We start from the raw sequence: 12,585 nt of genomic DNA on the forward strand, positions 1-12,585 counted from the left end.
ATCAGCGCGCGCAGAATTCCTCGCCTCGCTCTTGTCATTTGTGACATTCGTCATGATGGGCGCCGCATTTCCGGCGCGGATACGCCGCGCATCGGCACGAGATTGCGACGTTGCGGTTAATACGTGCGGATTCTTGCAGATTTTCAGCCAATTTCCCGAGATTGACAGCGCACGGTCTTTTTATTTTGCGCCGCAGCAACTATCTGGTTGGGCTGGACGTTGAACGTCGCCCACCAGGAACTTGCCGTGTCGTTAGCCAGAAACATCGATCTGTTGAGACGTCTGCCCCGGCTGGACGGACTGCGCTTCGCCGAGCCCGGCCGCGGTGCAGATGGATCGAGCCCGCTGCAGGAGGTCTCTGGCTTCGGCGATAATCCCGGCGCCTTGCGCATGTTCGCGTTCGTGCCGGCGCAATTGCAGCGGCCGCGCGCGCTCGTCGTCGTGCTGCATGGCTGCGGGCAAACGGCGGCCGCTTACGATCTCGGCGCGGGCTGGTCGACGCTCGCGCAACATTACGGCTTTGCGCTGTTGATGCCCGAGCAGCAGCGCATCAACAATGCCAACACCTGCTTCAACTGGTTCAATCCGGAGGACACCGCGCGGGACAGCGGCGAGCCGCGTTCGATCCGCGCGATGATCGCGCACATGGTGAAGACGCATCGCATCGATCCGAGGCGCGTCTTCATCACCGGCCTGTCGGCCGGGGGCGGCATGACCTCGGTGATGCTCGCGACCTATCCGGAAGTCTTCGCGGCCGGCGCGATCATTGCCGGGCTGCCTTACGGCATCGCCTCGAACTTGCGCGAGGCGCTCGACGGCATGTTTCATTCCCCGGCGCGCCCTTCGCGCGAGCTCGGCGATCTCGTGCGCAGCGCCTCCGACCATCGCGGCCCTTGGCCGAGGGTCTCGGTGTGGCACGGCAGCGCCGACCGCACCGTCAATCCCGGCAATGCCAACGAGATCGTCAAGCAATGGCTCGACCTGCATGGCTTGCCCGAACTGCCGATGGCGGAGACCAATGTCGACGGCTATCCGCGCCAGGCCTGGTGGGACAAGGACGGCGAGACGCTGGTCGAGTCTTATGCCATCACCGACATGGCGCACGGCACGCCGCTGGGGCTCGCCGACAACGATCAGCGCTACGGCATCGAAGGCGCCTTCCTGATCGAGGCCGGCATCTCCTCGTCCTACCACATCGCAAAGTTCTTCGGCCTCACCGGCTGGATTGCGGACGCCGCGACGACGAAGGCGGAAGCCAAATCCGCCACGAAGCCCGCGACGAAGCCTGCCGCGAAGCCGGCGCTCTCGCCCGCACCGCATCTCGCCCGCTCGATCCGCACCGCGGTCGCCGCGGAGCCGGCCGAGCCGCAGGGCGAGAAGGTGCGCGGCTTCGACCTCGGCCAGATCATCACGCGCGCGCTCACGGCCGCGGGATTGATGAAGTAGCCTCGCTGTCGTCCCGGACAAGCGCGCCTGAAGCGCGTGCCGATCCGGGACCCATAGCCACAGGACAAAGTTGGGCACGAAGAGGTGACTCCGAGTCCCCGTAACCACATCTCCCTGTGGTTATGGATCCCAGATCTGCGCTTGCGCTTGTCCGGGATGACAGCGGAGTTTGTAGCGGCGGCTTCAATTCAGCTCCGCGAAAAGCTACCCCGTCTGATCGATCACCTCGACCGGCGTCACGCTGATCTCGCCGCCCGCGACCTTCCGCGTCACCTCCTGGTAGTGCTTGAAGAAGTCGCGCGATTGCAGCGTTTTCTGCGCAGCATCGTCGGCGACGCTGGCGAAGTGGAGATAGCTGCCGTCGTCGCGATGCTTCAGGCAACGATAACCGATCCTCCCCTTCAGCTCCGCATCGGCGTCGATCGCCGCGATGAAGCGGCCGATCTCGCGGTGCCACTCCTCCGTCGTGCCGTTCTTGAACGCGTATCTGATCATGAAGTGCTTCATGTGACGCTCCCTGTTCGTCTTGTGCGTCATCATCTGCGCGCTTGATACGATCCCGCAAGTATGGACAAAATTGATAGTATGGACTTTTTCGCCGTTGCTCCTATCCTCATCGCATAGCGTTTTCGAGCGAAGTGGATACCGGTTCGCGTAAAGAAAACGCGTCAAAACAAGAATCTTCCACGTGGAGGAAACGACATGGCGAAGATGTCTCCCGCGCGCACCTGTCCGGTCGCGGCGTTTCAGAAGATGATCAGCGGCAAATACAAGCTGCGCATCGTCTGGGACGGCCCGCGCCGCTACGGCGAGATCAGAAGCGGCTTGCTGCGCGGCGCGTCAGGCAGCGCCGAGATCACCCCGCGCGTGCTCAGCCGCGAATTGAAGGCGTTGACGATGAGCGGCCTGATCGACCGCAAGGATTTCGGCGAGGTGCCGCCGAAGGTCGAGTACCGCCTGACGCGCAAGGGCAAGAGCTTCGTCCCCGTCGTTGCCGCAATCCGCGAGTGGGGCGAGCGCAATCTCGGTGAGGCGACGGCACTCGCGGACGCCGCTGAATAAGCCTACATCTCGCCGGTGATGAACGGATTGGTCATCCGTTCCTGGCCGATGCTCGAGCCGGCGCCGTGGCCGCAGATGAAGCCGACATCGTCGCCGAGCGGCAGCAATTTCGTCTTGATCGAACTGATCAGCGTGGCGTGACTGCCGCCGGGCAGGTCGGTGCGTCCGACCGAGCCGGCGAACAGGACGTCGCCGACATGGGCAAACCGCAGATCCTTGTTGAAGAACACCACGCTGCCGGGCGAATGACCCGGACAATGCAGGATGTCGAACTGCAAGCCGCCGATCGACACGCTGTCGCCCTCGTCGAGCCAGCGGTCGGGCGTGAAATCGCGTCCTCCCGTCATGCCGAAGCGCGCGCCGCTCGCCACGACGTTGTCGAGCAGGAACTTGTCCGCGACATGCGGTCCCTCGATCGGCACCGTCAGCGCATCGCGCAGCTCGGCCGCGCCGCCGACATGGTCGATATGGCCGTGGGTCAGCCAGATCTTCTCCACCGTGACGCCGGTCTGCTTGATCGCATCCAGGATCTTCGGCACGTCGCCGCCGGGATCGATCACCACGGCCTTCTTGGAAGGCTCGTCCCAGATGATGGTGCAGTTCTGCTCGAACAGCGTCACGGGAACGATGATCGCGCCCGCCTTGGCTTGCCGGGATTCTTGCCGGGATTCTTGGCTGTCGTTTTGCTCGGTCATGGCCTCACAATGCCGATTTTTGCCGGGCCGCCAAGCAAAAGATTCGGGCCCGTGCCAGGGAACAACCGTCACACGGCCGTCCCAATTGGCCTGCCAATTTGAACCGGGGCGTTGCTGTCGCGTTCTCCCGCGCAAGGCGTCAGATTTGGGTGGTCTTCGGCATGGCTCACGACAACGAGAATTGGTGGCGCGATGGCATCTTCTATCAGATCTATCCGCGCTCGTTTCAGGACTCGGACGGTGACGGCGTCGGCGATCTCGCCGGCATCCTCAAGAGGCTGCCTTACGTCAAGTCGCTCGGCGTCGATGCGATCTGGCTGTCGCCGATCTTTCCCTCGCCGATGGCCGATTTCGGCTACGACATCTCGGACTATGTCGGCATCGAGCCGCTGTTCGGCACGATGGCCGATTTCGACGCGTTGCTCGCGGCCGCCCACGACAACGGCCTGAAGCTGATCCTCGACCTCGTGCCGAACCACACCTCCGACCAGCATCCCTGGTTCGCCCTGAGCCGGTCCTCGCGCGACAATCCCAAGCGCGACTGGTACATCTGGCGCGATCCTGCGCCAGGCGGCGGCGTTCCGAACAATTGGTTGTCCGAGTTCGGCGGCAGTGCGTGGGCTTTCGACGAGACCACGGGACAATATTACTACCACGCCTTCCTCGCCCAGCAGCCGGATCTCAACTGGCGCAATCCGGACGTCCGCAAAGCGATCTACGACGTGATGCGGTTCTGGCTCGACAAGGGCGTCGACGGCTTTCGCGTCGACGTGATCTGGCACCTGATCAAGGACGCCGAATTCCGCGACAATCCGGCCAACCCGCACTACGTCGAGGGCCGTCCGCCGAACGAAAAAATCCTCACGCAATATTCTACCGACCAGCCGGAGGTGCATGACGTTATCGCCGAGATGCGGCGCGTCACCGATTCCTATGGCGCGCGCGTCTTGATCGGCGAAATCTATCTGCCGCTGCACCGGCTCGTGGCCTATTACGGCAACGATCTCACCGGCGCGCAGATGCCGTTCAACTTCGCGCTGCTCTCGACGTTCTGGAGCGCCCGCTCGATCGAAAAGATCATCGAGGATTACGAAAAGGCATTGCCGCGCGGCGCCTGGCCGAACTGGGTGCTCGGCAATCACGATCGTCCGCGCGTCGCGAGCCGCGTCGGGCCCGAGCAGGCCCGCGTCGCGGCCATGCTGCTGCTGACGCTGCGCGGCACGCCGACGCTTTACTACGGTGACGAGATCGGCATGCACCAGCTCGCGATCGCGCCGGAGGACGTGCGCGATCCCTTCGAGAAGAACGTCCCCGGCATCGGTGTCGGCCGCGACGGCTGCCGCACGCCGATGCAATGGGATTCCTCGAACTTCGCAGGTTTTTCGCAAGCAAGGCCGTGGCTGCCGCTGCCGGAGGATCACATCCGCGAGAATGTCGCCAATCTCGAAGCCGATCCGCGTTCGATCCTCAATCTCTACAAGCGCCTGATCGGCTTGCGGAAGAGCTGCCCCCCGCTGGTCACGGGCGATTATCATCCGATCGCCGCGCAAGGCGATCTGCTGATCTATCGCCGCGCGGCCGGCGGCAAGGCCGTGATCGTCGCGCTCAATCTCGGCCCCGATCCGGTCGCGGTGACCAGCAGCGCGATCCGTTTCGGCAGCAGCATCTTGCTGTCGACGTTCCTGGATCGCGAAGGTGAGGAGATCGAAGGCGTGCTGGACCTGCGCGGCAACGAGGGCGTGGTGGTGGCGTCACCCACCTAACTGTCGTCCCGGGGCGGGACGAAGTCGCGAGCTATGATGCGCAATTGCGCATCTGAGGACCCATAACCACAGGAAGAAGTTTTGCGACGACTCGGAGTTGCCCGCTTTGCCCCACACGTCTCCCTGTGGTTATGGATTCCGGGCTCGCGCTGCGCGCGCCCCGGAATGACGGGCGGGATGGAATCGGCTATTCTCCCGCCATGGACAACACCGCCCGCATCACACTCGTGCCGCCGCCGGATCGTCGCCAGTCGGAGACGGCGCTGGCGATCGCGCGCGGCACCGCGCGTCTGTTGCGCTCGCTCGGCTTCTCCTGCATCAGCGAATTGCCGCTGCCGTCGGGCCGGCGCGCCGATCTCGTCGCGCTGAACGAGCGCGGCGAGATCTGGATCGTCGAGATCAAGTCGTCGGTCGAGGATTTGCGCGCCGATCAGAAATGGCACGAATACCGCGCCCATTGCGACCGGCTGTTCTTCGCCTTCACGCAGGATCTGCCGTGCGAGATCTTCCCCGATGACACCGGCCTGATCGTCGCCGACGCCTACGGCGCGCACCTGCATTGCGAGGCACCCGAGCACAAGCTCGCCGCCGCCACCCGCAAGCAGATGACGGTGCGGTTCGCGATGGCGGCGGCCTTGCGGATCAATCGCCTGGTCGATCCGCAGGGCCATGCGGATTTCTGGGAGTAGGCTGACTTCGTAGCCCGGATGGAGCGCAGCGCAATCCGGGACAATTGCAGCCCGTCGCGCCAATCCCGGATTACGCTGCGCTCCATCCGGGCTACGCAGTGTCGTAGGGTGGGCAAAGCGAAGCGTGCCCACCAATTAAAATTAATCAGGATCGAAATAGAGAACGTGGGCACGGCGCTTCGCGCCTTTGCCCACCCTACGAGACCTTTACCTCGGCGCGCGCTTCGCCAGGATCCGCTGCAAGGTACGCCGATGCATGTTGAGCCGGCGCGCCGTTTCCGAGACGTTGCGGTTGCACATCTCGTAGATGCGTTGGATGTGCTCCCAGCGGACGCGGTCGGCCGACATCGGGTTGGCCGGCAGCTCGGATTTGTCCGTGTTGGTCGACAGCAGTGCGGCGACGATGTCGTCGGCATCCGCGGGCTTGGAGAGATAATCGATCGCGCCCATCTTCACCGCGGTCACCGCAGTGGCGATGTTGCCGTAGCCGGTCAGCACGATCGCGCGCGCATCCGGCCGCTTCTTCTTGAGCGCCGAGACCACGTCGAGGCCGTTGCCGTCGCCGAGCCGCAGATCCACCACCGCGAACGCCGGCGCCGATTTGCCGATCTGCGCAAGCCCGTCCGAGACCGTGTCGCATGATGTCACCGAAAAGCCGCGGCTCTCCATGGCCCGTGACAAACGCTCCAGAAACGGCTTGTCGTCTTCAACGATGAGCAGCGAGCGGTCGGTCTGTTCGTTCAGGTCGGCAATGGCGTTCAAGGTTGTTTCCTCTCTCCAGCGCATCGACATATGGCGTCGCAATCGCGCGGTGCCAAGGCGGCAAATGGTCGACCCGCCCCGTTGTGCGACGCAAGGTCGCGGCTATCCTATTGTTTCTTCGAGCGTCTCGATAGCCTCAAAACGCTGTCTCGGCCATGTGATCTGAACCACCGCACCATGGTCCGGAAAGATGCGGTTGGTAAACGAGACCTTCGCGCCGGTGCGCTCCAGCAAGGTGCGCGCGATGAAGACGCCGAGGCCGAGGCCGCGCCGTTCGCCGCCACCATCATCCTGGGGGCGTCGCCGCGACAGATAGGGCTCGCCGATCCGGTTGAGGATATCGGGTGGAATGCCCGGTCCGTCGTCGGAGATCACGAGCTCGATATGGTCCTGGTTCCACCAGGCGTTCACCTCGACGGTGGTGCGGGCGAAATCGACCGCGTTCTCGACGATGTTGCCGATGCCGTAGAGGATCGCGGGATTGCGCGAGCCGACCGGCTCCGCCGCCGCGGCCACCGCGATCCGCACCTTGATCTCGACGCCGAAATCGCGATGCGGCGCCACCACCTCCTCGATCAGCTCCGACAGCTTCATGTGATCGAACGGCGCGCCGGTGGGGGAAAGCTGGGTGATCTTGCTGAGGATGTCGCGGCAGCGCTGGGTCTGCTCGCGCAAGGTCTTCAGGTCGGCGGCGATGCTTGGCTCCTTCACCGTCTTTTCCAGCTCGCGCGAGATCAGGAAGATCGTCGCGAGCGGCGTGCCGAGCTCGTGTGCGGCCGCGGCGGCAAGACCGTCGAGCTGGGTCAGGTGCTGCTCGCGCGTCAGCACCAGTTCGGTTGCGGCCAGCGCGTCCGCAAGCTTGCGCGCCTCCTCGGTCACCTGGAACGAGTAGAGGCTGGTGACGCCGATCGCGAGCGCAATCGAAAGCCAGACCCCGACGAGATAGACCGGCGGCAGCACCAGGGGATCCTCGGAATCCCACGGCAGCGGAAAATGGAAGAAGAACAGGATCGACGCGCAGGCCACCGCGAGCAGGCCGAGGCCGAAGGTGAAACGGGCCGGCAGCGCCGTGGCCGAGATCAGCACGGGCGCGAGGAACAGGAACGAGAACGGGTTCTGCAGTCCGCCGGTGAAGAACAACAGGCCGGCCAGCTCGACGATGTTCAGCGCGAGCAGGCCGGCCGCCTGCATCGGCTCCAGCCGCTGCATCGGATTGGCTGCGGTCTGGAGTGCGAGGTTGAGCGCCGCCGAGAGCGCAATGATGCTGACGCAGGGAATGATCTCGACGTTGAACTCCAGCCCCTGGGCCACGATGAAGATCGCGGCGAGTTGCCCCAGCACCGCCAGCCAGCGCAGCCGCAGGATCGTGTCCAGCCGGATATGCCGCTGCGCGTTATGGAAGTCGGAATCGGCAATTTTGGTCATATCGGCCAATGTGGCGGCGCCTTCCAAGGTCACGGACGCCGGGCTGACGGAACCGCCCGGTGAGGAGCCCTTACATCGAGCCTTGCGCTCGCCGATGCAATAGCAGAAGAACGGCCAGCATGACCGAGAATGGCAAGGCTTCAAGTCGGCCGACTGTCGCGGATCGAGATTCGTCCGCGGCAATTGCCGTCGATCACCTCGTCAAGGTCTACAAGCAGACCCGCGCCGTCGACGACATCTCCTTCTCGCTGCCGCGCGGCAGCATCACCGGGCTGCTCGGCGGCAACGGCGCCGGCAAGACCACGACCATCGCGATGATCATGGGCTTGGTGCTGCCGACCTCCGGCCGCGTGCAGGTGCTCGGTCACGAGATGCCGGACGAGAGTGCGTCCGTGCTGGGGCGGATGAATTTCGAAAGCCCCTATGTCGACATGCCGATGCGGCTCACGGTGCGGCAGAACCTCACGGTGTTCGGCAAGCTCTATGCGGTGAAGAACCTCACTGAGCGCATTGCCAGGCTCGCCGCCGATCTCGACCTCGGCGATTTCATCGACCGCGCCAACGGCAAGCTCTCCGCCGGGCAGAAGACCCGCGTTGCGCTGGCAAAGGCGCTGATCAACCAGCCGGAGCTGCTCTTGCTGGACGAGCCGACCGCCTCGCTCGACCCCGATACCGCCGATTGGGTGCGGGCGCATCTGGAGCGGTATCGCCGGGACAACAACGCCACCATTCTCCTCGCCTCGCACAACATGCTCGAGGTCGAGCGGCTCTGCGACCGCGTCATCATCATGAAGCGCGGCCGCATCGAGGACGACGACACGCCCGAGGCGATCATGGCCCGCTACAACCGCACCACGCTGGAGGAGGTGTTTCTCGACGTCGCCCGCGGCCGGGCAAACGGGGCGAAGGAGGCGGTGAGGTGAGGGAGAGCTGTAATCGTAACTTCAATGGAGCGACGTCATTCCGGGGCGCGCGGAGCGCGAGCCCGGAATCCATAACCACAGGCGGCAGCTGTGAGGCGAGACTGGTAAATCCGAGTCTTCGCCAAATTCAATCCTGTGATTATGGATCCCGGGTTCGCGACTACGTCGCGCCCCGGGATGACACTTTCCATCCCGGCCACGGGGTACGGCCATGACCGAGCTCTCCCTCCACCGCGGCATCTCGCTCCACCGCATCGGCGCGATGATCCTGCGCTATTGGTATCTGCTGCTGTCGTCCTGGCCGCGGCTGCTCGAGCTGCTCTATTGGCCGGCGCTGCAGGTCATCACCTGGGGCTTTCTCCAGTATTACATCGCCGAGAACGCCAATTTCTTCGCGCGCGCCGGCGGCACGCTGATCGGCGCCGTCATCCTCTGGGACATCCTGTTCCGCGGCCAGCTCGGCTTCTCCATCTCGTTCTTGGAGGAGATGTGGGCGCGCAACCTCGGCAATCTCATGATGAGCCCCTTGAGGCCGATCGAGTTTCTGTTGGCGCTCATGGTCATGAGCCTGATCCGGCTTGCGATCGGCATCATTCCGATGACCCTGCTCGCGCTGTTCCTGTTTCACTTCAACATCTATGCCCTCGGCCTGCCCCTGATCGCGTTCTTCTGCAATCTGATCTTCACGAGCTGGTCGGTCGGCATCTTCGTCTCGGGCCTCGTGGTGCGTAACGGCCTCGGCGCCGAGAGCATCGTCTGGACCTTGATGTTCGCAATCCTGCCGCTTGCCTGCGTCTACTACCCCGTCAGCGTGTTGCCGGTGTGGCTGCAATACGTCGCCTGGGCGTTGCCGCCGACCTATGCCTTCGAGGGCATGCGCGCGCTGCTGATCGAGCAGACCTTTAGGAGCGATCTGATGATGGAGGCGTTGCTCATCAACGCCGTCCTTTTGGTTGCATCTTTTGGGGCATTCCTTGCCCTTTTGCGCAGCGCAAAGCGGCACGGCTCGCTGCTGTCGGGCGGTGAATAAAGTCACTTTCCCGTGGATTCAGGCTGATTTGGCGGTTTTCGGCACGTAGATGTACGGAACCATGCATTGACGCAATATTACGCATTCGGCAGTATGCTGCGATGCGAAGAGGAATATGACGATGCCTATTGGTGAGTTCGGCGGCGCACCGCCCCTGGCGGCAGAAGGCAGTCCGGCCCTGACGACGCCGATGTACTGGATGTACGAGATGGCGCACGCCTCTCTCAATCCGGCGCGTGCGGTCACCGACGCGACCAAGCTGCTGTTTCAGAACCCCCTCAATCCCTGGTCGCGCACCGAGGTCGGCAAGTCGGTCGCCGCGGCCTGCGAATTGTTCGAGCGCACCACGCGCCGCTACGGCAAGCCGGAATGGGGTCTCAACGACACCGAGGTCAACGGCATCCGGGTCCCCGTCGAGATCCGCTCGGTCTGGGAAAAGCCGTTCTGCAAGCTGCTCTACTTCGACCGCAAGTTCGCCCGTCCGCTGCGCAGTCCGCAACCGCGTGTGCTGATCGTGGCGCCGATGTCCGGCCATTATGCGACGCTGCTGCGCGGCACGGTCGAAGCCTTCCTGCCGGCGCATGAGGTCTACATCACCGACTGGGCCGATGCCCGCATGGTGCCCTTGAGCGAAGGCCGCTTCGATCTCGACGATTACATCGACTATGTCATCGAGATGCTGCATGTGCTTGGCGGCAACACCCACGTGATGGCGGTGTGCCAGCCCTCCGTGCCCGTCGTCGCGGCGGTCTCGATCATGGAAGCGCGGCGCGATCCGTTCGTGCCGACCTCAATGACGCTGATGGGCGGCCCGATCGACACCCGCCGCAATCCGACAGCGGTGAACAATCTCGCCCAGGAGCGCGGCATCGACTGGTTCCGCAACCACGTCATCACCAAAGTGCCGTTCCCGCATCCGGGCATGATGCGCGACGTCTATCCAGGATTCTTGCAGCTCAACGGCTTCATCAGCATGAATCTCGACCGGCACATGGATGCCCACAAGCAGCTGTTTGCCCATCTGGTGAAGGGCGACGGCGATCTCGCCGACAAGCATCGCGACTTCTACGACGAATATCTCGCGGTGATGGATCTGTCGGCCGAGTATTACCTGCAGACCGTCGACACCGTGTTCGTGAAGCACTCGTTGCCGAAGGGCGAGATGACCCATCGCGGAACCCGCGTCGATCCTTCCAAGGTCAAGCGCGTCGCGTTGATGACGGTCGAAGGCGAGAACGACGACATCTCCGGTCTCGGTCAGACCGAGGCGACGCACACATTGTGCAGCGCGATTCCCGATCATCGCCGCGTTCATTACGTCCAGAAGGGCGTCGGACATTACGGCGTGTTCAATGGATCGCGTTTCAAATCGGAGATCGTGCCACGGATTCACGACTTCATGGTTTCGGCTGCGAATCCTGCTTCGTTGCAGGCGCTTGCGGCTGAATAATCTCGAATTTCGGCTTTCCCGTCGAAATTTCGGCCCCTGTCGCGGCCTCCGGCGGGCGCAACTCCACGCCAGATTCGCGGTATTTAGGTAGCTTTATAGGAGTGAGTCTGCCCTCACCCCTTGGGGGTGTTGCATGCGTCCAGCGGGGGCGAAAAAAGCCGGTTCCAACCCCAGTCTGTAGGGTCTCCCGGACGCCTGACCGCTGTATATTGGGCAAATGATTTGTTTTTGCGCCGAGCGCTTCCCATGGCGGCGGTTATGGCAGAATCCGGGCGCCCTCCTGCCCCCCGGACTGACAGACATGGCCACCCGCGCACTCCTTTATCGTAGGCCCCACGAACCGAAGACCCTCGTCATCACCCACGGATCGCAATTTTTTGCGATTCGGCTGCGCCGGCACCGCCGCGCGCGCCGTTACACGCTCCGAATCCATCCGAGCGACCGCGAAGCCATCCTCACCATGCCGCCGCGCGGCACGCTTGCGGAGGCCAAGGACTTCGCACAGCGTCACGGTGCGTGGATCGCAGCGCGCCTCGGCCGCTTGCCGAAGGCCGCACCGTTCCAGCCGGGCACGGTGATACCGCTGCGCGGGACGCCGCATCGCATCGTTCATCGCGCCGGCACCCGCGGCACGGTGTGGACCGAGGTGCGTGACAGCGGTGAGCGCATTCTCTGCGTCGCCGGCGGCCTCGAGCATGTCGATCGGCGCGTCAGCGATTTCCTCAAGCGCGAGGCGCGCCGCGACCTGCAGCGCTCGGCGGAGGTCTACGCGGCCGAGCTCGGGGTCAGGGTCAAGCGCCTCTCGATCCGCGATCAGTCCAGCCGCTGGGGCTCCTGCACCTCGGCCGGCTCGCTGTCGTTCTCCTGGCGGCTGATCCTCGCCCCGCCCTTCGTGCTCGACTACCTCGCCGCGCACGAAGTCGCCCATCTCGTCGAGATGAACCACTCGCCGCGCTTCTGGCGCGTCTGCGGCAAGGTCTGCCCGTCCATGGAGCGCGCCAAGAAGTGGCTCGACACGTACGGGAATGATCTGCACCGGTATGGCGTCGAGGATTAGTTCCTCGCAGATCAGGCCGCGCTCCCAGCGCTGTCATCGCCCGCGAAGGCGGGCGATCCAGTACGCCGCAGCAGCCGTTATGAATCTCGATGCCTCGGAGTACTGGATTCCCCGCCTTCGCGGGGAATGACAGGAGAGAGTGGGCAGGCATCACCGCTCCATTCTCGCCACACTTCGCGACGATTGCGCCGCTTGCCTGATTAATCCCGGCGCATCAACCGCTTCGCAGCATCCAGCGCGCATCGCGCCGGACCTCGTCTTCTACTGTGCATGGGGTTGTTTT

At 63.7% G+C, this 12,585-nt stretch carries 12 protein-coding genes; 8 read left to right on the forward strand and 4 right to left on the reverse strand.

Translation table 11 applies throughout. The features are described from left to right. Positions 1-246 precede the first annotated feature (246 nt). The gene (locus I6F33_RS28800; protein ID WP_225144835.1) at positions 247-1,446 is read left to right on the forward strand and encodes a PHB depolymerase family esterase; all 1,200 of its coding nucleotides are present in this window, start codon (positions 247-249) and stop codon (positions 1,444-1,446) included. A 204-nt stretch (positions 1,447-1,650) separates the two neighbouring features. On the opposite strand, the gene I6F33_RS28805 is transcribed toward I6F33_RS28800, so the two are convergent. Then, complete coding sequence (locus I6F33_RS28805; protein WP_225144836.1) at positions 1,651-1,953, reverse strand: hypothetical protein; 303 nt, start codon at positions 1,951-1,953, stop codon at positions 1,651-1,653. Between the two features lie 195 nt (positions 1,954-2,148). Here I6F33_RS28805 and I6F33_RS28810 point away from each other — a divergent pair, with 195 nt between their 5' ends. Beyond that, positions 2,149-2,508, forward strand: coding sequence for a helix-turn-helix domain-containing protein (locus I6F33_RS28810; RefSeq protein ID WP_225144837.1), 360 nt, complete (start codon positions 2,149-2,151; stop codon positions 2,506-2,508). Positions 2,509-2,510: 2 nt separating this feature from the next. Here I6F33_RS28810 and I6F33_RS28815 read toward each other — a convergent pair whose 3' ends face one another. Beyond that, entirely contained in the window at positions 2,511-3,203 is a 693-nt protein-coding gene (locus tag I6F33_RS28815; RefSeq protein WP_036023992.1) for an MBL fold metallo-hydrolase, read from the reverse strand. Positions 3,204-3,364: 161 nt separating this feature from the next. Here I6F33_RS28815 and I6F33_RS28820 point away from each other — a divergent pair, with 161 nt between their 5' ends. Together I6F33_RS28820 and I6F33_RS28825 are read left to right on the forward strand one after the other, a co-directional pair. Then, complete coding sequence (locus tag I6F33_RS28820; RefSeq protein ID WP_036024022.1) at positions 3,365-4,966, forward strand: alpha-amylase family glycosyl hydrolase; 1,602 nt, start codon at positions 3,365-3,367, stop codon at positions 4,964-4,966. A gap of 200 nt (positions 4,967-5,166) precedes the next feature. Beyond that, positions 5,167-5,655, forward strand: coding sequence for an MmcB family DNA repair protein (locus tag I6F33_RS28825; protein ID WP_036024021.1), 489 nt, complete (start codon positions 5,167-5,169; stop codon positions 5,653-5,655). A gap of 207 nt (positions 5,656-5,862) precedes the next feature. Here the strand turns inward: I6F33_RS28825 and I6F33_RS28830 are convergent, their stop codons facing one another. After that, positions 5,863-6,417, reverse strand: a complete 555-nt coding sequence (locus I6F33_RS28830) for an ActR/PrrA/RegA family redox response regulator transcription factor (protein ID WP_276573704.1) — start codon at positions 6,415-6,417, stop codon at positions 5,863-5,865. A gap of 102 nt (positions 6,418-6,519) precedes the next feature. Further along, complete coding sequence (locus tag I6F33_RS28835; protein ID WP_225113330.1) at positions 6,520-7,842, reverse strand: ActS/PrrB/RegB family redox-sensitive histidine kinase; 1,323 nt, start codon at positions 7,840-7,842, stop codon at positions 6,520-6,522. A 119-nt stretch (positions 7,843-7,961) separates the two neighbouring features. On the opposite strand from I6F33_RS28835, the gene I6F33_RS28840 reads away from it, so the two are divergent. From I6F33_RS28840 to I6F33_RS28855, 4 genes are all read left to right on the forward strand, one after another. Then, positions 7,962-8,765 carry an ABC transporter ATP-binding protein gene (locus I6F33_RS28840; protein WP_036023980.1) on the forward strand — a complete coding sequence of 268 codons (804 nt, stop codon included), beginning with the start codon at positions 7,962-7,964 and terminating at the stop codon, positions 8,763-8,765. A gap of 211 nt (positions 8,766-8,976) precedes the next feature. Continuing rightward, on the forward strand, positions 8,977-9,795 hold the full coding sequence (locus tag I6F33_RS28845; protein ID WP_036002338.1) for an ABC transporter permease: 819 nt from the start codon (positions 8,977-8,979) through the stop codon (positions 9,793-9,795). A 121-nt stretch (positions 9,796-9,916) separates the two neighbouring features. After that, positions 9,917-11,245 (forward strand): polyhydroxyalkanoate depolymerase, encoded by a 1,329-nt coding sequence (locus tag I6F33_RS28850; protein ID WP_036023987.1) that lies wholly within the window; start codon positions 9,917-9,919, stop codon positions 11,243-11,245. 217 nt (positions 11,246-11,462) lie between these two features. Continuing rightward, positions 11,463-12,302: a M48 family metallopeptidase gene (locus tag I6F33_RS28855; RefSeq protein ID WP_036023974.1), complete on the forward strand. Its 840-nt coding sequence runs from the start codon at positions 11,463-11,465 to the stop codon at positions 12,300-12,302. The last annotated feature ends 283 nt before the right edge of the window (positions 12,303-12,585 follow it).

Origin of the sequence: Bradyrhizobium sp. BRP20, assembly GCF_020194215.1 — a bacterium.
Lineage (GTDB): Bacteria > Pseudomonadota > Alphaproteobacteria > Rhizobiales > Xanthobacteraceae > Bradyrhizobium > Bradyrhizobium yuanmingense.